General features: G+C 41.8%; 19 protein-coding genes. 5 read left to right on the forward strand and 14 right to left on the reverse strand.

The features are described from left to right. Positions 1–514 precede the first annotated feature (514 nt). Positions 515–1882, forward strand: coding sequence for an amino acid permease (locus tag N0M92_RS10490; RefSeq protein WP_260285646.1), 1368 nt, complete (start codon positions 515–517; stop codon positions 1880–1882). A gap of 46 nt (positions 1883–1928) precedes the next feature. Here N0M92_RS10490 and N0M92_RS10495 read toward each other — a convergent pair whose 3' ends face one another. After that, positions 1929–2792, reverse strand: coding sequence for a DUF4349 domain-containing protein (locus N0M92_RS10495; protein ID WP_260285647.1), 864 nt, complete (start codon positions 2790–2792; stop codon positions 1929–1931). 142 nt (positions 2793–2934) lie between these two features. Here N0M92_RS10495 and N0M92_RS10500 point away from each other — a divergent pair, with 142 nt between their 5' ends. Next, positions 2935–3393, forward strand: a complete 459-nt coding sequence (locus N0M92_RS10500; RefSeq protein ID WP_260285648.1) for a TspO/MBR family protein — start codon at positions 2935–2937, stop codon at positions 3391–3393. Between the two features lie 294 nt (positions 3394–3687). Here the strand turns inward: N0M92_RS10500 and N0M92_RS10505 are convergent, their stop codons facing one another. The 10 genes from N0M92_RS10505 to N0M92_RS10550 form a co-directional block, all read right to left on the reverse strand. Next, on the reverse strand, positions 3688–7506 hold the full coding sequence (locus tag N0M92_RS10505; RefSeq protein ID WP_260285649.1) for a bifunctional 2',3'-cyclic-nucleotide 2'-phosphodiesterase/3'-nucleotidase: 3819 nt from the start codon (positions 7504–7506) through the stop codon (positions 3688–3690). Positions 7507–7892: 386 nt separating this feature from the next. Next, positions 7893–9479: an OPT/YSL family transporter gene (locus tag N0M92_RS10510; protein ID WP_260285650.1), complete on the reverse strand. Its 1587-nt coding sequence runs from the start codon at positions 9477–9479 to the stop codon at positions 7893–7895. 29 nt (positions 9480–9508) lie between these two features. Continuing rightward, complete coding sequence (locus N0M92_RS10515) at positions 9509–10273, reverse strand: IclR family transcriptional regulator (RefSeq protein ID WP_260285651.1); 765 nt, start codon at positions 10271–10273, stop codon at positions 9509–9511. A gap of 17 nt (positions 10274–10290) precedes the next feature. Further along, complete coding sequence (locus N0M92_RS10520) at positions 10291–12018, reverse strand: hydantoinase B/oxoprolinase family protein (protein WP_397443833.1); 1728 nt, start codon at positions 12016–12018, stop codon at positions 10291–10293. Continuing rightward, positions 12018–14063: a hydantoinase/oxoprolinase family protein gene (locus tag N0M92_RS10525; protein ID WP_260285652.1), complete on the reverse strand. Its 2046-nt coding sequence runs from the start codon at positions 14061–14063 to the stop codon at positions 12018–12020. Before N0M92_RS10525 ends, N0M92_RS10520 begins: the two co-directional genes overlap by 1 nt. 519 nt (positions 14064–14582) lie before the next feature. Next, a complete protein-coding gene (locus N0M92_RS10530) occupies positions 14583–15770 on the reverse strand; it encodes an aminotransferase class V-fold PLP-dependent enzyme (RefSeq protein WP_260285653.1) in 1188 nt (395 codons plus the stop codon). 15 nt (positions 15771–15785) lie between these two features. After that, positions 15786–16871: a M24 family metallopeptidase gene (locus N0M92_RS10535; RefSeq protein ID WP_260285654.1), complete on the reverse strand. Its 1086-nt coding sequence runs from the start codon at positions 16869–16871 to the stop codon at positions 15786–15788. Positions 16872–17081: 210 nt separating this feature from the next. Next, positions 17082–17540 carry a DinB family protein gene (locus tag N0M92_RS10540; protein ID WP_260285655.1) on the reverse strand — a complete coding sequence of 153 codons (459 nt, stop codon included), beginning with the start codon at positions 17538–17540 and terminating at the stop codon, positions 17082–17084. After that, positions 17540–18382, reverse strand: coding sequence for a GNAT family N-acetyltransferase (locus tag N0M92_RS10545; RefSeq protein WP_260285656.1), 843 nt, complete (start codon positions 18380–18382; stop codon positions 17540–17542). Before N0M92_RS10545 ends, N0M92_RS10540 begins: the two co-directional genes overlap by 1 nt. Positions 18383–18794: 412 nt before the next feature. Further along, positions 18795–18959 carry a YvrJ family protein gene (locus N0M92_RS10550; protein ID WP_260285657.1) on the reverse strand — a complete coding sequence of 55 codons (165 nt, stop codon included), beginning with the start codon at positions 18957–18959 and terminating at the stop codon, positions 18795–18797. 156 nt (positions 18960–19115) lie between these two features. Between N0M92_RS10550 and N0M92_RS10555 the strand changes: the two genes are divergently transcribed. Further along, entirely contained in the window at positions 19116–19739 is a 624-nt protein-coding gene (locus N0M92_RS10555; RefSeq protein WP_260285658.1) for a sigma-70 family RNA polymerase sigma factor, read from the forward strand. Then, positions 19732–19950, forward strand: a complete 219-nt coding sequence (locus tag N0M92_RS10560) for a hypothetical protein (protein ID WP_081395591.1) — start codon at positions 19732–19734, stop codon at positions 19948–19950. The genes N0M92_RS10555 and N0M92_RS10560 overlap by 8 nt, the downstream gene beginning before the upstream one ends. A 53-nt stretch (positions 19951–20003) precedes the next feature. Here the strand turns inward: N0M92_RS10560 and N0M92_RS10565 are convergent, their stop codons facing one another. The 3 genes from N0M92_RS10565 to N0M92_RS10575 form a co-directional block, all read right to left on the reverse strand. Next, the gene (locus tag N0M92_RS10565) at positions 20004–22373 is read right to left on the reverse strand and encodes a penicillin acylase family protein (protein ID WP_260285659.1); all 2370 of its coding nucleotides are present in this window, start codon (positions 22371–22373) and stop codon (positions 20004–20006) included. A 253-nt stretch (positions 22374–22626) separates the two neighbouring features. Further along, positions 22627–23064, reverse strand: coding sequence for a hypothetical protein (locus N0M92_RS10570; protein WP_260285660.1), 438 nt, complete (start codon positions 23062–23064; stop codon positions 22627–22629). Between the two features lie 151 nt (positions 23065–23215). Beyond that, positions 23216–24058 carry an STAS domain-containing protein gene (locus tag N0M92_RS10575; RefSeq protein WP_260285661.1) on the reverse strand — a complete coding sequence of 281 codons (843 nt, stop codon included), beginning with the start codon at positions 24056–24058 and terminating at the stop codon, positions 23216–23218. 167 nt (positions 24059–24225) lie between these two features. On the opposite strand from N0M92_RS10575, the gene N0M92_RS10580 reads away from it, so the two are divergent. Beyond that, positions 24226–24369, forward strand: coding sequence for a hypothetical protein (locus N0M92_RS10580; RefSeq protein ID WP_179086062.1), 144 nt, complete (start codon positions 24226–24228; stop codon positions 24367–24369). Positions 24370–24404: the final 35 nt, after the last annotated feature.

Below are 24404 nucleotides of genomic sequence, written 5' to 3' on the forward strand. Positions count from 1 at the left end.
ATTATTTGACAATTTCCCCATAACCTAACATATAAGATCGACTTCCCTGGAAATCCTGGAATGGCTTCTTACCGGAGTGGTATGAACAGAGTCCGTAGATGCCTTCGGGCGTAACCGAAATGAGGTCATTTAAAATCAGTATCAGCATAATCGCTACCTTTGTAGATCATCCTGAATGGGCTTCCGCCATCTGGCTTTGATGGAACGGACATGCTGTTCTGTATTTTGGGTCCAGCTTTTCTACTTGATAAAGTCTAAATTTTTAGAAAAATCACATAATTATATTTTGTTTGAATAGCATTCTAATAGTTTTGAAAGATTATAAATACGATGAAAATTGTTTGGATTACCTTGTAGTAAGCGTTTTCATTTTTTACTTTACATTCTTCCTATTAAAATATATTATTTAGTTGTAATATTATGTGAAAAATCAATAAATTATATGTATTCACCTCTACTAGTGATAAAATGCTAGATAGAGAAAATAAACTCCAACATAGAAAAGGGGAAAATTATGCAAAACTCCAAAGAATCTCAACTACATAGAGGTTTGGAAGAAAGACATATCGCATTAATGTCTCTTGGCGCAGCCATTGGAGTCGGTTTATTTCTCGGCTCGGCATCTGCGATAAAATTAGCCGGCCCAGCCATCATCATTTCCTACGCCATTGGCGGGCTTATGATTTATCTTATCATGCGTGCACTAGGGGAAATGGCGATTAAAAATCCTGTCGCAGGCTCTTTCAGTCGCTATGCCAGCGAATTTGTCGGTCCTCTTGCCGGATATATAACCGGATGGAATTACTGGTTCGTTTGGATTGCCACCTGTATGGCTGAAATTACGGCAGTCGGAATTTATATGCAATTTTGGTTCCCTGATACACCGCAATGGGCTTGGGCGTTAGCCGCTCTTGCCATCATGACGACGATTAACTTTCTTGCTGTAAAAGCATATGGTGAATTGGAGTTTTGGTTCGCCTTAGTGAAAATCATTACGATCATCCTTATGATCGTCCTTGGCTTCGGAATGATCTTCTTTGGACTGGGGAACGGCGGAATCGCAGTCGGTTTCGGCAACCTTGTTGAACATGGAGGGTTTTTCCCTAATGGTATTTCCGGTGTCATCCTCTCTTTCCAAATGGTCATGTTCGCCTATTTGGGAATTGAAATGCTTGGAGTAACCGCAGGTGAAGTCAAAAATCCTGAAAAATCATTAAAAAGAGCCATTGATACCGTTTTTTATCGGATTTTACTTTTTTACGTTTTAGCTCTGACAGTCATTTTATCAATCACTCCATGGGATGAAATGAATGGAGAAAACAGCCCATTCGTTATGATGTTTGATAAAATCGGTATACCAGGCGCAGCAGGAATCATTCAGTTTGTCGTACTGACAGCAGCCCTTTCATCTTGTAACAGCGGGATCTTCAGTACAGGAAGAATGTTATTCAACCTGGCGCAGCAAGGAGAATCACCAAAAAGTTTCGAACGTACTACAAAGTCAGGCGTTCCTGGCGTTGCCATCATCGTTTCGGCTGCCGTGCTTCTTTTCGGTGTTTACCTTAACTACATGGAAGCCGATAAAGTTTTCACTTACGTCACAAGTGTCGCTACATTCGGTGCCCTCTGGACATGGGGAACCATACTTGTCACACAGATCATGTCCAGACGGAAAATGAGTCAGGGAGAAAAGCAAGGCTTGTCTTACAGAATGCCGCTTTTCCCATTCACTTCTTATTTCACTTTAGCCTTTTTAGTATTCGTAATGGTCGTTCTCGGTTTTTCAGCAGATACAAGAATCGCTCTAATCGTCGGTCCGATTTGGATCTTACTGTTGGTAGCCCTGTATTATGCGACCGGCTTGCATAAACGGAATAAATAAATGTCAGAGGGTGCCCAATCTAATTGGCACCCTCTATTTCTGCCTTTCACCTTTTTCTCCTTCTTTTGATCGCCCAATGGACCACCGCACCAGCTCCGCCTAAAATAATGAGGATAGGCAAGTTTCCTATTATGAAAACAATGATTCCTGAACCCGCTTTAAGCAATAGATTCGCACTTGTTGCAAGTTGTTTCTTCGTTCTCTCCCATGTATTCCATTCTTTATTATCAATGCCAGGCACAACTATCCGGTCCTGCGATAACGTGATGGTAACCGTCGAATATGAGGTTTGGTTTTCAAGATACTTCATTTGCCCGGTCAGCTGCTCTATTTCTTCTTGCACCACGGCAAGATCTGATGATATTTTCAGTAAATCTTCCGTCTTCTCAGCATCCTTCATGAATGCAAGTAATCTTTCCTCTACTGCCCTCTTTGATTTCAATCTTGCTTTTAGATCTACATATTGCTCCGTTACATCCTGTCCTGTCACATTCCTTCCGACCACTTCTGAAGCCTCGCCCTCGCTATCGGTCAGAAAATCCTGAAACTGGGCTTCGGGGACCCGTACAGTGATCGTTCCTTCCACCAGTTCTTCATCTTCCCTGTATACATTGGACTCGACCACATATCCGCCATATTCAGCCACCTTATTCTCAATCTTCATTTGTGCTTTTTCAAGGTTCTTCACCTTCAACTCAAGCTGTGCTTGATGGATGACCTTTCTTTCATCCGTCATCCCTTTCTTTTCCGCTGCTTCTTCCTGCACCTTATTCCCGGAAATTGAAGCGTCCATTTTACTGTCCGCCGTTTCATCCTGTGCCTTAGATGCCGAATCATCTTTTTCATTACTGCTGCATCCAGCAAGTAAAAGTAACAAACCGAACATGAGCATCATTATTTTACGGTTCATCGGTATTCCCCCTTTTCTTAATAGTACCGACGTATAGTTTGGAAGAAAGTTACACTTGGTCATTGAAGAACATGTTTTATTTTCATATGAATAGGTAAAGGTATAAGAACATCCAAATTATGAAGAAAGAAGTGGATTCATTATGAACTACGGAAAATTTGCTAAAAGTTTATTGGTACCTGTGGTCGGAGGTTCACTCGTGGGTATATTCGCCACAAGAAATTCAAAAGAAGTTTATGATAAACTCAAGAAGCCTGCATTTGCTCCTCCTTCCTGGACTTTCCCCGTTGCTTGGACAAGCCTTTATACGATTATGGGAATAGCGAAATATCGCATTGCATCCAAAGAAAAAGAATCGAAGTCCGCTGAACGCCTCTATGATACTCAACTAGGGTTAAATTTCTTATGGTCTTTTTTATTCTTCAAATGGGGATTGCGCGGAACGGCCTTTATTGAAATGGCTGCACTTCTGACCCTGATTACTTTAACGGCATTCGAGTTTTATAGAATAGACCGTGCATCCGGTTTAGCGATGGTTCCCTATATAGCATGGGTCACCTTCGCATTGGGATTGAACTTTTCCATTTTCAGAAACAATTAATCACATAAAGAAGCGCCCCTTCTATTAAGGGGCGCTCACTTTTAGAGTTTCACGAGTAAACCTCTATTAATTAGGCTGTTTTCGCATACTTTGTTGCTATTTACCAAGTAAAGCGGTGTGGTTGATTTCCCCTCCAGATGCTCGCTTTCCGCGGGCGGGCGGTGAGCCTCCTTGGCGTAAACGCCTGTGGGGTTTCACCTGTCCCGCTGCTCCCGCAGGAGTCTCGCACTTGCACTCCAATCAACCTTAAATCGTTTAGTTTTTTAAAAATAACAATCTTTACGAAAAGAGCCATTAATTATTGATATTCGTAATTCTGCCTTCGATTTCTGCCGTGATCTTCCCGCCTTTAAAGGTTTCTTTCACATAGTTAACGAATGCTTCCAGGTCAGCATGTCCAAACACACGCTCTTTTCCTTTCAGGACGGTATAGTTATCACCGCCGCTAGCCATGAAATCATTGACGGCGACCGTGTATGTTTCGGTATCCTTGATCGGCGTTCCGTCCGCTTTCTTCAATAAGGTGACACGTTCCGTGACAGGTTTACTGAAGTCGGCTGTATAGCTCAGTCCAGAAATTTGCAAAGTTTTCGGAGCTCCTTCGACGACCCATTGCTGTTGAAGCAGTGTTTTCACTTCTGCTCCAGTCAGTTCCAGCTTAACCAATACGTTTCCGAACGGCTGGATTTTCGCTAAATCGGAAAAGGTGACTTCCCCCTTTGGAATATCTGCACGAATTCCACCTGGGTTCATGAAGGCAAAATCGGAATTCAAATCTGCCTTCATCGAATCGGCGATTAAATTCCCAAGTCCCGTTTCCTGTGTATAGGCATTGGTTCTTAAAATTTTCTCATCCGTTGTCCCAAGCGGGGCTTTCAACTCGGGGAACATGTCTAAATAGTCGTTAATGAATTTAGTCGTCCCGGCATCCGGTGTGATGCCATCTTGTGTAACCGTAACAATTTCTGCTGACTTTTTGACAATATCCTTTGTGCTTGGATCGATTTCCAAATCCACATCTTCAAAAGCCGTTCCATAAGAGTAAGCTTGTACAATCAATTTATTATCCACATAATTGTTGACCCTAGCATGATTATCTCCGGCTAAGATCACATCTACTTCATCATCCACGGCATTAGCAAGATCAGCCACTTCGCCTGTGATGACCCCTTCCTTTTCCGTCCCTGGGTCATGTGAGATGACCACAATCGATTTGACGCCTTTATCTTTCAACTCTTTAACCGCCTTATTTACGGCAGGTGCCTGTTCTATGAATTCCACATTCTTAATGCCATCCGGACTTACTTTTTGAGGAGTGGCATTCGTGACTACACCGATGAATCCAATATCAACCCCGCCGACCTTTTTTATGACGTAAGGATCTAAAATTGGTTTTTTCGTGTCTTTATATACGACATTGGCTACTACATATGGAAAGTTCAATTTTTCGAATACTACATCGGATGTTGGTGACTTTCCGCCATTGATTTGAGCCATCAGGGTTTCTACCCCTTTGTCGAATTCATGGTTCCCGACAGTTCCGACATCGAATTTCATATTATTCAAAAACTGAAGCGTCGGTTTGTCCTGGATCAAAGAAGAAACGGGAGCACTTGCCCCAACTGCATCCCCTGCCGATAATAATAGTGTATTTTCAGGGTTTTCAGCTTTACGCTGCTTCAAGTGCGCAGCTAAATAATCAGCACGCCCTTGTTTGATACCGCCAAAATCGGAGGTGGTATCAAGCTGGCCGTGAAGATCATTGATCCCGAGCAGCTGCACCTTGACGTTTTCTTTCCCCAAATTGAATTTGTAAATGCCAAAGCCTTTATCATCCTTTTTGCCTGTATAGGAAATCGCGCTGTCTTCTTTTAAATATTCCGCACCTTTTGGTGATGAGGTGAAGGTAACGTTCACCTTGCCTGAAATCGGGGCGATCGACCAGTTATTATCAGCGGTTGGATTGATCTCACCCTCTTGTGTGATGTAATCCATCAAGATCTGGCGATTTTCATCCGCAGAGTCAACTACATATTCGCTGCCCTTGACTCCCGGGAAGTTCCCCCCGCCCGAAGCACGGTAATTATTCGTCACGACGATGAAGTCTTGATTCGGATCCACTGGTTCACCATTATATTTCAAATCTGCTATCCTGCTGGAATCCGACACTTTCATCCCTTTTTCATCATAGCGCGGAGCCTTGGTGACATCGATTTGGTACGTGACGCCGTCAATCACATCAAAATTATAAACGGCAAATTTCCCATTAAGCAGCTCCTGTTCCTCAGACTTGGCAGGATCGATTGTATTATATTTCCCTGCAGACATCTCAAGCCATTCTTTAACCACAGACCCTTTGATCTTGATTGCCTTCAAGGTATTATCATATAAATATAAATCACCGGCGCTGCGAATGGTCAGTCCGCCTTCCTTGATTTCGGTGAATTCCTCGACTCCATTGCGACCCGCTTTGAAAGGGGCCCCTACAGAGAGAATGGGCAGGTCTTTGTATTCTGGGCGGTTGCTTTGGATGTATTTCTCTACATACCATTTCTGTGCGCTCGTCACGACCTGTACGGAAGGATCGTCTTGCACAAGGGAGAAATAGCTATGAATTGGAGCTGTAGTCGTTCCAATTGGCGTGTTAACATACTTGATCGTTCCTTCGTGATCCTTCTTCACGGCTTTGACGACAGACGCATCTTCAGCTGCCTTTTTTCCTGTTATTTTGTCGTTGATTGCCCGTGTCGATGATTCGGAATTGACGACTTTCCATTTTCCCTTGATATTTTGGAGATCAAGATCGATGATCCCGAGATTACTGCCGCCATATCCTGCTTGAACGGCTGGTACACCATTGATGGTACCCTTTTTATTATCCACACCTTTAAGGATTTTTCCTTGAGCATCTTTGAATAGGCTGTCTAAAGAAGCCTCATCTTGTGCCGGAAAGACCTTGTGCGTATGGGAGAACGTGATGGCATCGATGCCGGATACCTTGCTTAATGAATAGATGACATCCTCGGTATTTTTGGTGTCGCCATTAAACCCGGAATGTGTGAGCGCCACGATGACATCCGCGCCCTTTTTCTTCATTTCAGGTACATATTTATTCGCTGTCGTGACGATTTCCTTTGTAGTGACCTTACCGTCAAGATTTGCTTTATCCCAATCCATGATTTGCGGAGGGGCGAATCCAATGTAGCCTATTTTCACTGATTTTTCTTTTCCATTGATGTCCTTCACTTTCTTCGTGACGATTTTATATGGAGTATATTTATTTTTGTCATTCTTTGGATTATTATCTTTATCTTTTTTATAAACATTGGCATTGACGTAAGGGAAGTTCGCATCGTTGATGGCCTCGTCCAAATAAGATAAACCATAATTGAATTCATGATTGCCGAATGTGGCCACATCATAGTCAAGTAAGTTCATCGCCTTATAGACGGGATGGACTTCACCTTTTTTCAGTGGCGCTATTTTCGCTTTGTACGTACCTAGCGGGGTCCCTTGAATAAGGTCGCCGTTATCCACTAAAACGCTATTTTTCACTTCTTTTCGTGCCTGTTTGATTAAAGAAGCAGTGCGCGAGAAGCCGACGGAGTCCGATACGGCATCCTTATAATAATCATAGCTCACCAGATTAGTGTGTATATCCGTCGTTTCCATGATCCTTAGTTCAAATGGTGCATTCGATACGGAGGCTGCCAGGCTGTTGCCGAAGTTACTAGTATTGCCGTTATACTTGGAGACGACCGATACTTTGACCCAATAACCCGATTTGTACGAATTGAAGTACGCGGAGAACTTTTGGGCCGATTCAATATCCGCCTCAATGGCTGACTGTGAAATGACCTTCGTCCCATTCATCAATTGGAAGACAACGGTTTCATTTCCTTTGTTCCCTTTTTTCGGTGTGACCGTTACAGACGCCTTTGTGCCTTTTGTGTAATTAACAATAGGAGCTGTAATGATAAATGGTTCAGTCGTGACCGGTTTCTTATTAGACTCTTTGGCGGATGTCTCCCCCGGTACGGTAAATGGGGCTGCAACCAAACTCACAGCAAGAATCGGGGCGAGCATCTTATTAACATGCATCTTGAACGACATACTTCACAACCCTTCTATTTTTGTAAAATGCTAGAATAATATATCATGATTTTGTCGAATAAGCGTCAAAATTTACCGTAATATTACGAATTTTGAATAAATCATACTTTTTAACCATTCCCATTCAGAACCCATAGCTCGTTATACCTTCAATCATGTATATAGTCATCATCGAATCCCATTGAATCCTTAGGGAGAAAGTTCCTTTTTTTGATGGACATAATAAAGTGGGGAAACCACTCTCGTGGCTTCCCCATCAAGCAGTAGTCCTATTCAGGCATACGGCTTATATATATTTATCTAGAGGTGATAGGAGAAGCAGTACTAGATCGATAGAAAATAGGTAACTGCCAATATAGCATATCTAACCACGTTGGGTTAACTGATCATTTTGAAGCTTTAAAAATGGAGTTGCAGAAACTGTATATTGCATCACCAGCAATGATACCTGCGGCCATTATCGTCATTTGTTGTTCATATTTACCGTTACTTCTTCTCATAATGATGATTCGTAAGAGAATACCTGTCAAAACGGCCCATCCCGCAATTGGAGTCAATAAAAGTAAACCAGTAGCAAATAAAATTCCCATTTGCCTTTTTGCACCACCGATTAATTGAAGAATGGCACCCGGGATAGCCCAAATCATTAAGTCTCTTGCAATACCATTCGAGATTCCAGATTCAATAGTTGTTGCATACACAAGGTCAACCGGTGGAATCAGCCCTTGGGAGAAATAGGATTCAAATGACACCACTACGACAATTGCAGCTACGAAAAAACCAACTAAACCAGCATACAACTGATTCCGACGCCCCTTTCTTTCAAACTCCATATCTTGGCCATTTCCTCGAAGGATATAACCCGTCTTCAAATCATATCCCAAATCAGCAAATGCAACTCCAGTACATGCACTGAACCCCACCAATAATGCCAATGCTTCTGCCGGAAATCCGATCAATATCCCAATAATCAATGTAATGAGTGCTACAGCAAAAGCAGGGAACCAACCTGCGTGCATGGCTGCAATACCAACAATCAATTCATGGGCAAATGCCGCAACCATAGTAAAAAGGACGAAGCCGATTAACATGCCAACTGACATTTGCGTGTATATTCCGCCCAAAACTGCCAGCAGGATAGATATGGCAGTATAAGCAATAAAACCATAGCCAAACGCTTGACCCAACTCTTTGGTAGGTTTAGAGAATTCATCAGCTTGCACAGCCACTTCTTTCTTTTTATTGAAAATCAAAACTATCACTTGAATTAACGCAACAATGCCCGCTCCGATCATAAATCCATGAGGGATATACAATTCATTGATATCTATTCCGAACAATGGAACCGAGTAACCTCTCAATAAAAGCCCTATGCCGAACATCGTTAGCGCCCATATATTCCCTATGAATGCAACACCGAACGCCGACATGGGAATTTTCAAAATCGCACCAATTATTCCAATTCCAATTCCGGTAAGTAAATACTTTGCCCGGTTCCCGCCTTCATCTCCAGCTTTAATTGCTTCAGCGGTTGCAATCCCTGGTGGCCAGGCTTGTTTTGCAGGGAATACTTTCGTGTCGAACATTTTATAAAGCAGAAGAGCATCAACGATCATGGCAAGAGTCACACCGATAAACAATGGCATAATTAAATGGTGCATCCCAAGCACATAAGGTATCCCAATTGGTAACATCAAACTGCTGGCAGCTCCGAAAGTTGCTGACGAGATAGAAGTTTGCACCAAGTTCTGGCTATGGATTGACTTGAATTTAAATAAAAATTTCAATGGAATCCGAGCCAGAATCATTGCGAATACAGCTCCAACGATTGAAGTATTTGCGGAAATACCTAAAGAGGTAATAAGTTGGACACCTATCATGGCCCCAATGACGGCCATTAATACAATTACAAAAAAAATCGCAGGATTAAATATGGTCGGATGGTTTTTTCCTGTTTGATTTTTATTTGCCATTTGAAATCTCCCCTATTTGCTTATTTATATTAATTGTATAAGTTTCCGAACTTATTAAAATATTGCTGGATGATATCCGTTTTCTTTCTCAGGATTTCCAAAGTCTCGGCAAACCTATCTTCCGGCATCCTGTAGGAAGGTCCCGCTATCGTCAGTGATCCAATTACTTTGCCTGAGCCATTGAATAGCGGTGTGCCAATCCCAAAGACAGCATCCGAGAACTCCCCTTTCGTAAAACTCCAACCTTGTTCTTTGATGACTTTTAAATCTTCCAACAGTTCCCGTTTGTCGGTCATGGTTTTCTCGGTAAAGACTTTCATACCTTTTTTCGTTATTTCCAATTGTTCTTCCTCAGGAAGAAAAGCCATAATTGTTTTACAAGATGCCCCCACATAAAGGGGGGTGCGTGTACCCACCATTACATTAAATTTGATTTGCTGCTCAAATTCCGCAATTTCAACAGTTACACCGTCATCTCCATCTTTTAGCGTTAGGAAAACCGTTTCATTCACGACGTCCGCCAATTCCTTCATGACTGGCTGGATAAATTCCGAGAGTTTCATTTTTTGTTTAATCACACTGGAAAACTCTAAAAATTTCAAACCCAATTCATAGTTTTTTGTACTTTCGTTTTGAATGAGGTACCCTTTATTCTCATATGTCTTCAGTATTCGGTGTAAAACGGTATGATTCATCTCCATTTTACGGGCTAAATCTCTTAATCCCCATTCCGGAGTTTCCGCAGTGAAATAAGACAGCACATCCAGTGCATTCTCCAAGGTTTTTAAAGTCATATCTCCATCTCCCTAAGCTACTGGCGTATTTCTGTATAGCCGATTATGCTATCGTACTTATCATTTACTATGACCCCGAATTTTTCTTTTGCTTGTTCAACTGTGATATAACCGTTCTTGACATCCCTTAACACAGCCTGTTCATCCCTTTTAGCAGGATCTCCATATCCTCCACCAGTCGCAGTGACCAGATGGATTGTATCTCCTTTATCCAATTTCAATCTTGACGTGACACCAAAGGGCCCAATGACCTCACCGTTTTCTTTATGGATTTTTATATAGCTTGATGATCCGTTTTCTCCTTTATTCATTCCCCAAGGCTGAAATTGATGTCTTCCAAAACTAACCGTCAGTTCTTGGCCATCACTTAAAGTTTTATACGAACGTACTACACCTGAACCGCCGATATGCTGCCCCGCTCCTTCTCCATCACATCTAAGTCCATAGTTTTCAACTCTCACTCCATACCTGGCTTCCGCGATTTCAATCGGCATATTGTATGTCTCACCGTTACCCATACAAAATTGTCCTCTTTGACCATCTTGGCTTTCACCTGCTCCCCAGCCACCTAATGTGGGTTCAACAATAAGGAACGGCTCTTTTGTCTCAGGTTTTTTTCCCGACAATAAAAATGAGCAGACAGATAAAAGGTGGCCGGAAGTTAAGCGGTCAGGAAGCAATGGAGCTAATGCCTTCCAGATCAATTCTGCACCGCCTATTCGCGCTTCGAAGTTCATCGATACTGGCGATGGCCTTGTTGCAGAAACAATTGAATGATCATCAGTGATGATTCTCAGTGGTTTGAATAGGCCCTCATTGACATTGAACTTCGGTCTGATGATTGCTAAAAACATGACCCTGACACTGGATAACAAGCCATAATAAGAACAATTAACGGGGTTCATCACTTGTCGATGGGAGCCTCTGAAATCACAGATGAATTCGTCGTCCGTAATCGTAACTTTCACTTTTATAGGATATGGCCCTCCTTTTGAAGGATCACCCTCGATAAAATCTTGGGCTTCAAAAGTTCCTTTCGGCAGTTCCCCCAACTCTTTCAATGAATACTTTTCCGCCTGTTCAATCAGGTTATCCATCGTGGAGGACACGGTACTTTTTCCATATTTCGTGCAAAGTTCTTTCATTCTTTTTTCACCAGTTCTAAGCGCAGCTACTTGCGCCCACATATCTCCAAGAGATAATTGAGGCAATCTCACATTTGTAGCAATCATTTCTATAATGCCTTCATTCACTTTTCCAGCTTCAAAGAGTTTGATTCCAGGCATTTGCAATCCTTCTTGATAAATCTCAGTTGAATTATTGGTAAAGGAACCGGGATCTTTTCCTCCCACTTCTGTCCAATGTCCTTTATTGGCCGAGAAAGCAATAAGCTCACCTTCAAAATATATCGGCATCACAAGACCGACATCCGACAAATGTGATCCCCCGCCTACATATGGATCGTTTATGATGATGATGTCTCCTTCTGACAATTTGTTCCCATCATCATATTTATCAAGTATGTGCTGAACCATCGGACTTAGCATGCCGATAAAACTAGTGACACCGTTTCCTTGGCTGATTAAGTTCCCTTTTGCATCGGTCAGGCCACACGCATAATCCAATACTTCATAAAACATCGGGCTCATAGAAGTTCTTGCCAAAGCGATGAACATCTCTTCACCGATGGACAGTAGCGAATCCTTGATAACTTCTAAAGCAAACGGATTGGCAGTTTTCATCATTATTTCACCCCAGTTTCAATGATTAAATTTCCATAAGCATCAACAGATAATTTTTGTCCTTCCATAATGACAGTGGAAGCAGATTGTTCCTCGACAATTGCCGGACCCGTCACTTCATGTCCTCTGGCCAATTTTGTCCGTTCGTATACAGGGGTACGACACCATCCGGATTGATTGAAAAATACATTTCGCTCCTCAATCTTTGCATCCTCCACAGCCGATTCACTTTCTTTCATTTCAGAGATGACGGGTTTCTCCACTATACCGAAACTGGTGAGGTGCAAATTAACGATTTCAATTGCACTTTCTGGTAAGTTGAACGAATATACTTGTTCATGCATTTGATGGAATTGATGGATAATGTCCGCTATGGCTTGATCATTCCATTCTCCATTCGGGACAGGAACTTTCACCGTATGCTCTTGGCCGATATACCGTAAATCTGCGAATCGGCTGAATACAATCTTTCCGTCATCCACGTTCTCTTTAGCAAATTGTCTTTTGGAATTCAGTTCCATATCTCCCCATTTTAGATTCATCTCCGTTAAATCCAAGGTATTCAGCAATTTTATATAGGTATGGATATAATCATGCCGTAAATCTGTCATCAACATGCCCCAAGCGGAGAAAACTGATGAAGCCAATGGGATGACCACTTTTTTTACTCCAAGGTCTCTGGCAAGTTCTGCCGCATGCATTGGGCCTCCGCCGCCGAATGCCAACAATGTAAAATCTTGTGGATCATATCCTTTTCTCACTGATATAAGCTTTAATGCGTTAAGCATATTAGAATTCGCGATTTCGATGATTCCGAGAGCCCCTTCTTCAGTGGATGTTTGAAATGGCTTAGCGACATTTTCATCAATTGCCGCTTTTACTTTTTCCATGTCCACCTCGTAATCGAAGTTTTTCCCTGAAAGCCTCCCAACAAACAAATTTGCATCTGTCGTAGTCGGCAGTGTCCCGCCTTGTCCATATGCCACGGGGCCTGGTAATGAGCCTGCCGATTGGGGCCCCACTTTCAAAGAGCCGATTTCATCAATCCAAGCGATGGAACCGCCGCCATTTCCAATTTCAACAATATCGACGACTGGCACTTTAATTGGGTATCCTGCTGTTTTTTCGGACTTTTCAATGTAATAGTTCGTCGATACTTTCACTTCACCGTCACTGATTAATGAACACTTTGCAGTTGTTCCGCCTATATCAAAAGCGATGATATTATCTTCGCCGATCATTTTCCCTAAAATGGCGGCACCGAAAATCCCAGCTACCGGCCCTGACTCAACCATGTTGATTGGAATGTTTTTCGCATTTTCGAATGTCGTGACACCGCCATTGGATTGCATGATGTACCGGTTCTCTTTGATGTTAAAATCACTTAACTTATTCGAAAGATTGTCAATGTATGAATTCGCAGTCGGTTTAACGTATGCATTCAGCACCGTCGTATTCGTCCTTTCATACTCACGCCATTCTTTAGTGATATCACTAGAAACGCTGACAGATACTTCAGGCCACAAATCCTCCACGATTTTAAGCGCTTTCAATTCATGCTCAGGATTCAAGTAAGAATGCAAAAAGCAAATGGCGATTGCTTCAACCTGTTCTTCCTTAAAATACTCTATCGCTTTTTCAATATCTTCTTGAACTAACGAAGTAACGACGTTTCCTTTGTAATCCAACCGTTCTGTCACTTCTAGACGCAAATGCCTTTCCACAAAGGCCTCTGGTTTTTTATATTTAAAGTTGTATAAATCCGGGCGGTTTCCTCGAGCAATTTCCAAGACATCTTTAGTTCCCTTTGTCGTAAGTAATCCTACTTTTACACCTTTTCTTTCGGTTAATGCATTAATCACCACGGTAGATCCATGAATGAACATGTCGATATTCTCTACGCTGACCCCACTTTGTTTAATTACGTCAATTACTCCGTTCTCAAACTGGGGCGGAGTTGTGTGTGATTTGGCATATCCAAATTCCCCATTGTCATCCACATATACTAAATCAGTGAAAGTTCCACCGATATCTGTTGCAATCCTCATGCAATCTTCCTCCTTCTTTGGTTCTATAATAGAACCACTGGTTCTTAACTAGAAATATATTAATTTAACAAGTTAGAATTGTCAAACTATTTATTATTCATTCTTTCTTAGCTATTAGAACTTCCCTTGTATCTTCGAAAAAACCCTTATACCAACCTTTCGGCTGCCTCTAGCTTTGGGAAAAACCGGACTATCACCCGGACATCATAAAAAGAACTTGATTCAGGTATTATCTAATGGCCTATGGCCGCTTGAGGAAAATTGGCACGGAAGGTGACCCCAAAAGATTTTCTAAGAGAGTCTCAAAAAACTCGAAGGAGGATAAGAGAGCGATAGTAATGTAGCGTATCTTAAGCTGATCGAGCTGATAATATGGAAATGCGGTCTGGGCACGCAAGGAGTTTAGCCGAAAAAGAGGAGAACCGAAAAATTCGGCGCCTGACTCCAAAGAACTTTGGGACAGGGCAGCCGAATGATGGTATTTTATTTATTTCAAATCAAAGCGGCAGTCTAACTTCCCTACTTTTTTTGTAAAGATTTAATGTGTGAAACGGCCAAATCGATTTCCTCTTCAGTGTTAAAATAGTGAGGGGACAGCCTTGCCATTTTATCTATACCATATTGTTGAAGCAGCGCGTTCGCCATGAAGGTGCCAGATTCAATAATGACCTTTTTCTCTTCTAAATAATCTGTAATTCTGTCCGGATGAAGTCCCTTTACATTAAACGGAATGATGCCCAACCGATTTTTGATATCCTGTGGTCCGTAGATGGAGATTCCCTCAATAGTGGAAAATTGATTAACTGCATACTCTGTTAATGCTGCCACTTTTTTAAATATATTTTCCAGACCTATATTTTGAGCATAATCGACAGCTGCGCCCAGCCCAAGTATGGAGGGAACAATCGGGCATCCCGCCTCAACTCTTTTGGCGGCTGATGAATAGTTATAGTCATTCGTTTCAAAATCCCAAGTGGTTCCTCCCCAGCCAATTAAAGTAGGTTCTATGGAATCCACCAACGATTCTCTAATATACAATATCCCTGATCCTTCGGGACCCCTCAGCCATTTCCGTCCACAAGCTGTCAGAAAATCACAATCAAGCTCTTTAACATCAATAGGAACCAATCCTAGGGTTTGAGATGCATTGATAAGAGTTAACGCACCATGTTCTTTTGCGAGTTTACATATTTCTTCTACTTCCTGTAGCGCTCCAGAAGCATTAGGTAAATGGGAAACGGTTATAAGCTTGGTCCGTTTTGTAATTTGCTTTGCTATTAAATCTACATCAATAACACCTGATTTATCAGTCTCGATAATCTTTAAGCTGACCTTTCTTTTATCTCTTAATTTCAGCCAAGGTGTATAATTACTATGAAATTCAATGTCAGCAAGAATTATTTCATCTCCTTCTTCCCATGAAAGTCCATTTGCAACAAAATTAATGCCTTCTGTCCCGTTTTTCACAAAAGCAACTTCTGATGCCTTAGCTCCAATGAAGCTTCCTGCCTTTACTCTTGTTTCATCTATCTTTTTATAAACCTCTTTTCTAAATGCAGGCAAGTATGTACCTAAACTAGCTGTCCTTTGTAAATAATCTATGATCGCATTAACAACTTGTCGAGGTGGGGCAGATGCAGCGGCTGTATTCATATAAATGTAATTCTCATGAAAAGGATTATCCTTTTGAATCTGTTCAATATCCATACTCAGCATCCCCTTCTATAGAGTAATAAGATCTTTTTGAAGCGACATCAAATTGATAAAGCCATCTTCTGTCATGATAATATTATCCTCTATTCGGACTCCACCTTTACCAGGCACATAAATCCCTGGTTCAACCGTAAAAGCCATTCCGGGCTGTAACCCTAGGTTACTATTCATCATGATATATGGTTCTTCATGGGAATTCAGTCCTAACCCATGTCCTGTACGGTGGGTAAAATACTCTCCATATCCTTTACTTTGTATAACGGCACGTGCAATTCCATCTACTTCATGTGCTGTCACACCCGGTTTAATAATGTCAATTGCTGCCTGCTGTGCTTCTTTGACAGTTTCATAGATTTCCTTTAATTCATGAGAAACGTCCCCTACAGCTACCGTACGACAAATATCCCCTATGTACCCGTTGATTATGGACCCGAAATCAATCACAACGAGTTCCCCTGATTCAATTTTCTTGCCGCCAGCACGTCCATGTGGACTGGCTCCTCTATATCCAGAGGCAACGACCGTTCCAAACGGCGTTCCTTCAGAGCCTCTTTTTCTCATTTCATACTCCAGCTGTGCTGCCACTTCCACTTCGGTCACTCCAGGCTTAATATATGGGATCGTAGCTTCGAAACTTTCCTCCAGTACTTTCACAGCCTGCTGCATCTGTTCAATTTCTTGTTTATCTTTATAAATTCTCAGAGTATCAATCAATGCACTTATATCTACAGCTGCTGTCGATAAGGTCTCTGCACCTTTTAACTCCATGATTCTCATTAAGTTGTATTCAACTCCGATTTTCGTAAGAGCACCTGCTGCATTTTTCAATTCAACTAAAGCCCCGCTTGGTCCCATTTCATCTGTATACCAAAACACATTTTCATCCGTTACTTCCTGAACTTTATTCAACTCCACTTGTGGTGAAATAAAAAACATCTTAGATTCCTGGGTAATAACAACAAGTGTTAGCCGTTCACTTTGTTTAAGCTTCAGCCCAGTAAAATAATGCATATTCGATCCCGGCACAATAACAGCCGCATCTATATTATTTTGCTTTAATAATCGAGTAAGTTTTTTCCTCCGTTGTTCAAACATCTAAATGATACCCCCTATAAATATTTTGATTTTTCAATGTTTTCATTCTATAGCATGCCAACACTAAGTCAAATTAATTTTTTGATCGGCTAAATTACACCCCCTGCTTGTCCTCCCTCCATAATCCCCTTTTTGAAAAAAACCTCGGAATTCCTTTTAAAATAAAAAACTGGTAATGCAAGTTGCATTACCAGTTTTAAAGTTTAATGCCTATAAAGCCCGATTTATTAAACTGGCTGATACCGGTTCGATGCCCATTTCCCTCGACCAGATGGACAGCTGGCCTATATGGTGAATTTCGTGAGCTATAATATGGCGCAGTATCATGCCTTTTTCGTATGTCCCCTCCATCCAAGATGGCTGTATCATTCCTTGCTCATCTTCAATGGAATGGGAATTCAAATAGTCCATAACCTCAGAATGATAACGGATGGACAGATCTTCCACCTTTTCGATCGTATCATAAGCGTCCAAATCGATCGCTACATCAGGCTTTCCTTGTATGGCCTTTATCCAGCTGCATTCAACATCGATAATATGGGCAAGTGTCCTCAATATATTGCCCATCCCTCCTGTGCGCTGCCGTTTCAGTTCCTCACTCGGTAAGGCCCGGCACCATACGAACCACTCACTTCGCACCTGCCAGTTATAAATGAATAATGTCAACATCATCCCAGCCCCTGACTCTTTGTCTTCCCTTTGTATTGATAATAATCCTGTCTTTGAATGGTTTTGAATCCACAAGATTCATAGAGTCTTAATGCATGCTCATTAGTCGCCTCGACCTCAAGAAAAATATCATATCCCAGGTGGCATTGCTCGGCTACGACCTTTTTCAACGCTTTTCTGCCAAGTCCTTTTCCCTGGTACTTTGGCAAAATCGAAAATCCATAAATCCATGCTTCCCGGTCTGAGTGATCAACACGGATCTTACCGACCGCTCGTCCATCCTTTTCAATCATCATGGTTTTCAGAGTATCCTCATATAGGATGCGCTGATAATAATCCTTTGCCTCTTGTTTCGTAAATTGGAAACATTGAATATCCAGCTGAATTTCCGTTTCCTCATCATCCCTCCGTGAAGGGCGAACGACTGCATCACCATAATCGTCAAGCTCCATTTCGGACCACTTCATTTGAAACTCAGAAAAAGCAAACTCACATGGGAGCTGTTTCAAGAATCCTGTCCCTGAATGGGATTGAGCAGGTGAGTTCAAGAGAATCAACTTATAGTTGCGCTCAACTGCACTCCCTATAGCCTCTTCCAGAAGCTTTGTAAAAATGCCTTTCCTCCGGTAATCAGGATGGACCATCCCGCACATCTCCGCTTTGTTTCCAAAATCGTAAAGACCAATAAACCCAACAAGCTTCAATCCATCATAGTGAAAAAAGTCATTCTTGTGCACACCATTCCGACTGCGAAGCGTTTCCCAGTTCAGCTTTAAAGTAAAACCTTCCCGTTCACATTCTTGCTGCAGGATCCGAATATCTTCCAGCTGTTCATCCTTCAAATTCTCCACCCCTTTTCCATATTATCAGTTTATTACCAAAAAATAAGAAAAGCAGCACCCTTTTACTTGGATGCCGCATACTATTCATAAGTTTATTGATGAATGTTGTTTTTTTAAAAGTATTTTCACTTTAATCCATAAAACAAAAATCGTACGAGGGGAGGATTTCCTATCTAATTCCATTGTCGGATGAATTATAGTAGTAAAATGATTCCAAATGACGATTATTTTTTACCTATTTTGTGCTATATTCCAAATAATGGTTTACCATTATTTCACTTGACTTTAAAGGAGGGGTTTACTAAAGTCTTGATTTTTCAGAGTACCCATTTCTTTATACCCGAATTCCGGACCCTTTTTAGAATAGAATCCGAAATTCGGTGTTTATCACCTGGCACATTACGTCCTGAGGTTATCGATTTTTCGTTTTATGAGCGGACTTTTTTAAGTTCTCTACGTCCGTTGTCAGTTCTTTTAATTTTTTACCGAAGCGGAAGAGCAAAAACATAGAAACGACGAATGGATAGCCAAATTCGCTAACTAATGAAACCCACATAGTAGCATCCTCAATCATCATCCTCTTCACCCCTTTTCTTGTATCTGATATCTAAAGTGAAACTTGTTTAAAAAAATCAATCTAGCACTATTGATTCATGGAAAAAAGAACGGATGTTCCTATATAATTGATTTATTCCCCTTGTCTATCACTTTATTAATAAAAGGAGGGATAACAATGAACCACTTTACTTCTCATTTTTTTTCTCATTCCTTGGAGTTTCTGCAGCAACAGTACTCATCTTTCTTTGCACAGCCGATCATTCATTTATTTTTACAGAACCCAGAGCATTTAAAAATTTTCACTGAAACTCTTGATTCCCCTTCTTCACACAACATTGATCAACTCAACGAGACTTTCAGAATTTTCTATTACCGGGCTAAAGTATACAAATACATGTGCTCTTTAATTTACTTTTTCTCTGTTGATTTTGATAAAAGGGCACGGAAGCAACGGGAACGCTACCGAATGGTACTTGATGCGACACCAATGGATACTGGCGGTTTGATCGATCGAATCGGCACGTTGGACGTTCAACTTGAAAAGATGGGGGAAACGAACGAACTCGCTTCACACATAAGTGATGAAGAGATAATCAAAGCCTTGAAGACGTTAACAGCCAAACAAAGCCTGGTATTGACCATGATCTTTTCCTACGGCCTATCCAACAAGGAAATTGCTGCCTATTTCCATGAGTCGCCGCAGAATATCTCAAGCATCCGTAAACAAGCTCTAAAAAAACTTCGAAAGCACTATATGGATGAGGTATATGTTAGAAAGGAGAAAAGCCATTGTGGATAAAAAACTGTCAAAAGAAGAATTGTTGGATCTCATAGACTCTTTGAATCCTAAAATAAAAAAATCATTAAAAAACACGAACTATCAAGACCGGAATGATCTGGAGCAAGAAATTAAACTCAAGATCATTGAATCATATGAAAAAATCGCAGCAATCGAGGCCCCTAATTTTGAGGAGTTCCTTGCAGAATTCTTTACTAAGCAAAAACAATGAAAAAGTACCAAGTCCAGAGCAAGGATGCTGGACTTGGTATTTTTTTTCAGATATCAATATGATGGTTTCAATGTAAGCTTATCCCCTTTTGGATCGTCCAATGTGGTTTTGTGATAAGTACCTTCTGCCCAATCATCAAGCTGATCGTGGTACCACTCACTTTTAACGTTACCTGATTGACCCGGGCCAACGAGGTGATATCCTTGATTCATGTCGGATAGGTCGATGACGAATCTCCAGGAGCCGCCGTGATTAACAGTTCCATCATCTAAGAATGCCGCTGCCTGTACGGTGACACTGCTACCGCCTACCGGTATTCCGCCGCCGCTGTTAAATAAATAATTTAACGGGAAGACACTCGATAGCGGGTGGTTAAACCTGACCTGATGATAGTCTCCCCATTCCCAATCGGCTATATCGTCACCTTGTGATTCTTCAAGCTCGGTTAACGTCATTTGTAACGACTTGGCAAGCACCTGCTCAAGTCCGCCTGCCTCTTCAATCCAAGGGCCCGGCTCACCGTCCAGTGCCCGCCTTAGTAGTTCATCAACGGCCGAACGCCTTCCATTAAAGAGGTTGAGGGTTTCCTCCGGTATTTCTTCCGTAAGCAGAACATCCCCTATTTTTTTCATCCAAACATTAAAAATCATCGGTGCCGCTTCATCAACGGAATCAATATGATTCCATTTCTTCAGAATCGTCAGTGCCTGGTCTTCCTGTTTCCCCCATGGACCTTTCAATACATCCACGAATTGAGGAACAAACTCCTTGGCTTGCAAATTCACCTTATCCATCTGCAGGCTTTGCATATCCTCGGCAGTAAGCTTTTTATTGGCTTTTAAAAACTCCTGTATCCTCATCTGACGGTACGGCTGTGCCCAGTTATTGCTGATGTGGTAAGGGTAGTCATCCGAGATGACTTTATTATTCGCTGTCGAAATGAATCCCTCTTCCGGATTCACCGTTTTTGGAAGTTCATCAAAGGGAATGAAGCCTTTCCACTCAAATTCATCCGTCCAGCCAGGTACAGGCAGCATACTATCGCCTTTTTTCCGGATTGGGATTTTCCCATTCGCCTTATAGGCAATGGTCCCATCGGCTGAGGCAAAGACGAAATTCTGTGCCGGCGTTTCGAATTTCAAGAGGGCCTTTTCGAATTCTTTCCAGCTTCCCGCTTTATTCATATTCAGTACCGCTTCAAGCTCGGCGGATGGATCAAGTGCCGTCCACCTTAATGCAAGCACGGTATCTTTTCCGCTTTTCCCGGCAAACTCGGAGACCACAGGTCCATGGCGGGTAACCGTCACTTGATAATCAAGTGTTTTACCATCCTTCACTTTGATGGGTTCGTCCAAGATATCGGCTTTTTCCCACTTCCCTTTGTAGGAGAATTCCTTCTCGTTTTCCGGGTTTCTCCTCTCGATATACAGATCCTGAACATCCGGGCCGGTATTGGTCACACCCCAAGCGACCTTTTCGTTATGGCCTAGTATGATTCCCGGAATCCCGGCAAAAATAACACCGCTCACATTGACTGAAGGGGCCTCCAAATGCATTTGATACCAAACGGATGGTGTAGCCAAGCCCAGATGGGGATCATCCGCCAATAACGGCTGACCGGAGTCCGTTTTCTTGCCTGAAACGACCCAATTATTGCTGCCGTTGAATTCATAGGGAATAACGGCTCCGGCAAAACTTTTTTCAATATCCAGTTCTTCCTTGCTGATTATATATGGAGCGCTCTTTGGATAATTAGGAAATAAATCATATGCTTTTTCCTTCGGGAACGTTTGCAGCAAATACTGCCTAAACGCCTGATCCTCCCAGTTCCCGCCTAAATCAAAGGCCATATATTTACCGATGGTCAGCGAATCGACGGGTGTCCAAGGCTCTGGTTCGTATCCAAGAAGGGTGAACTCCGCCGGCCATTTCCCATTCTCCTTCAATTCATCGATATAAAGGTTCACCCCCTCGGCAAACACACCCAAGGCTTCCTTCCCGTCACTTGAATATGCTGCATAAGAGGCTTCAGCCGCCCGCCTCAACCCAAGTGTGCGGAAATACTTATCATTTTTGACAGTTTTCTCACCAATCACTTCACTCAATCTTCCTGACGCCTGACGCCTGCTTAAATCCATTTGAAATAAGCGGTCCTGTGCTTGGATATACCCTTGGGCTAAATACAAATCATGTTCATTCGCTGCGTTAATATGCGGGACCCCACTTGAATCCCTCACCACCGTAACCGGTTTCAAAAGACCTGGAAGCGATATTTCCCCCTTTGTTTCCGGCAAGGACCTTGAAAGAAATACATTTGCAGCAATCAGGACTGACAGCAAAAGAATGATCAGGATACCAAAACTCCATAGCGCACGCTTTCTCCACTTCCGTTTTGGCTTTTGCTGAGGTATGGCAACTTCCATCGCTTCATCTTCCTCTCCCCTTAAAACTCTCTTTCTATTTTAGATATTCCGCGTTTAGCCCCCTCTTTCCTACCAACTTCCTTACATTCTCTCTTTTTATTTCCGAAAGTTCGGAAAGGTACAAGGTCGGACTTTACTCGCACAAGGACGGATTATTCCGAGCAAGGCCGAATTACTATCGAAATCGCTCCGATAAACATTGAATCAAATTCAAAAACACCGATACAATGTATCGGTGTTTTTGCAGGGGATGCTAGCTATTTGCAAGAATGTATTCAATCACTTTATCTGCATCGTCTGTATAAAAGAGAGCTTTATCAAAGTCATGGGCCGCCTTCGTCTCGGCTTCCATGTATTCAATCGGGGAGAGGAGACCAAAGAGCCTCTTCCATTTATAAGTTTTCTCCAGAAGTTTTCTTTCCCTTTTTATATCCTCTGGTATGAATTCATTAATGATAAAACATGGGTCGGAAAAAGATGGGTCCTGAAAACGTTCGTTCAAGGCCCGCAATTTATCCCGATCCCATTCCACCCTTACCAAGTCCGATATGACCGAGACATTTTGGACCGAGTCGAGGATGTGTTTGGACAAAACATCATATTCTTCATCTTCCAACCCTTTATCCGTCATGATCCCTACACAATACCATTTTTCGTTATGATCAGGTTCTTCACTTTTCTTGAAAAACACGCTTCATCCACCTTCCTTTCACGCCTTACATGTCCTATTTATGTCCGCCCACGTCATTTCACTATAACACGGAGAAATGGCGATGGGCGATAAAATATGAGAGACGCAGGAATGACATAGAAAAAAGATACCCTGAAAAAGGATACCTCCATCATAATGGCTGAACAGCCAGTCCTCTTTGTTTAAACAGATGTTCCAGAGCCTGCCTGAACGATAGAAAGGCTTCTACCCGATTCGCAAAATCAAGTGTGACGATCTCTTTCACGACATCAGGGGGAAAACCAACAAAAATCGTTTCCGTCCCCATCAATGCCAGTGCCCCCACTAATCGATCCAGCAGGGAGAGCATATTGTTTTCCTTCGTAAAGGTAATTCCGGAGAAATCCATGATCAATACTTCCGCATGCAAATCTGCACATTTTTGCAGAACAGTCGATTGCATCGACTCCATTCTCCAATCGTCAATGCGTCCAATCAATGGCAAGAGCAGCACATCCTTTAATACGGTCTGAACGATCGGGGTGGACAGTTCTTCCATGACTTCTTGGTTTTCTTTTATCTTCCGCAAAGAATCGTTTGCCATTTTCGCCATTTCTTTATAATGATTCACGTAACTGATACTCACACAGTGTATGAATTGGTCCAGGATTGCATCTATTATCGAGCTTGCCTTTAGCAGAATTTCAATGGAGTAATAGCGATTGCTTACCTCTTCTTCAATGAAACTCCAGAAAAGATTGCGTATCAGCTGAGCTTCCTCAATATTCTTATCTAAAGGAATGCCCATGTCCACGATGCGCTTTCCTATTTCCATACCCGTTATTTTCATACTTTCCATCGCTTGTGCTTTTCCATGGATCAAGGCATCTGCATGTATTTGAATAAGCTTTGAACGTACCTCTTTACTCGTTTCAAAATCATAAAGCGGTTCCTCTTCTTCAAACAACTCGATATGCTCCACTAAGATATATTTGAATTTTTCAATTTTTTTCACCGATCATTCTTAATTCTTCCATATGGACCTCCCATACAGGGCTTTTATCACATTTTATCAAATAATGAATGGTTAAGGATATAAAATCCTTCTATTACCAGTATGATAATAGATGTTTACCCTCTTCTAGATAAGGGTATCATGATATATGACTTGGAGGGATTACCATGAAAAAAGATCAACAAGACTTTGAATCTGAAAACATGAGCGATTTAGTCGAACTCATAAACAGTAAAAATAACAGCCGCAGAATCTTGGATGTACTTCGGCGTAATAAAAAAGATAAAAGTAAAACCAAAGATAAAAAATGAAAAAGCCCAGTCCAATACGGTCTGGGTTTTTGAGT

This window comes from Peribacillus aracenensis (assembly GCF_025175645.1).
Classification (GTDB): domain Bacteria; phylum Bacillota; class Bacilli; order Bacillales; family DSM-1321; genus Peribacillus; species Peribacillus aracenensis.

Excerpts from the sequence above, each read along its gene's own strand:
- N0M92_RS10490 (WP_260285646.1), top strand. The coding sequence starts at position 515 with ATGCAAAACTCCAAAGAATCTCAACTACATAGAGGTTTGGAAGAAAGA.
- N0M92_RS10495 (WP_260285647.1), bottom strand. The coding sequence starts at position 2,792 with ATGAACCGTAAAATAATGATGCTCATGTTCGGTTTGTTACTTTTACTT.
- N0M92_RS10500 (WP_260285648.1), top strand. The coding sequence starts at position 2,935 with ATGAACTACGGAAAATTTGCTAAAAGTTTATTGGTACCTGTGGTCGGA.
- N0M92_RS10505 (WP_260285649.1), bottom strand. The coding sequence starts at position 7,506 with ATGTCGTTCAAGATGCATGTTAATAAGATGCTCGCCCCGATTCTTGCT.
- N0M92_RS10510 (WP_260285650.1), bottom strand. The coding sequence starts at position 9,479 with ATGGCAAATAAAAATCAAACAGGAAAAAACCATCCGACCATATTTAAT.
- N0M92_RS10515 (WP_260285651.1), bottom strand. The coding sequence starts at position 10,273 with ATGACTTTAAAAACCTTGGAGAATGCACTGGATGTGCTGTCTTATTTC.
- N0M92_RS10520 (WP_397443833.1), bottom strand. The coding sequence starts at position 12,018 with ATGATGAAAACTGCCAATCCGTTTGCTTTAGAAGTTATCAAGGATTCG.
- N0M92_RS10525 (WP_260285652.1), bottom strand. The coding sequence starts at position 14,063 with ATGAGGATTGCAACAGATATCGGTGGAACTTTCACTGATTTAGTATAT.
- N0M92_RS10530 (WP_260285653.1), bottom strand. The coding sequence starts at position 15,770 with ATGGATATTGAACAGATTCAAAAGGATAATCCTTTTCATGAGAATTAC.
- N0M92_RS10535 (WP_260285654.1), bottom strand. The coding sequence starts at position 16,871 with ATGTTTGAACAACGGAGGAAAAAACTTACTCGATTATTAAAGCAAAAT.
- N0M92_RS10540 (WP_260285655.1), bottom strand. The coding sequence starts at position 17,540 with ATGTTGACATTATTCATTTATAACTGGCAGGTGCGAAGTGAGTGGTTC.
- N0M92_RS10550 (WP_260285657.1), bottom strand. The coding sequence starts at position 18,959 with ATGATGATTGAGGATGCTACTATGTGGGTTTCATTAGTTAGCGAATTT.
- N0M92_RS10555 (WP_260285658.1), top strand. The coding sequence starts at position 19,116 with ATGAACCACTTTACTTCTCATTTTTTTTCTCATTCCTTGGAGTTTCTG.
- N0M92_RS10565 (WP_260285659.1), bottom strand. The coding sequence starts at position 22,373 with ATGGAAGTTGCCATACCTCAGCAAAAGCCAAAACGGAAGTGGAGAAAG.
- N0M92_RS10580 (WP_179086062.1), top strand. The coding sequence starts at position 24,226 with ATGAAAAAAGATCAACAAGACTTTGAATCTGAAAACATGAGCGATTTA.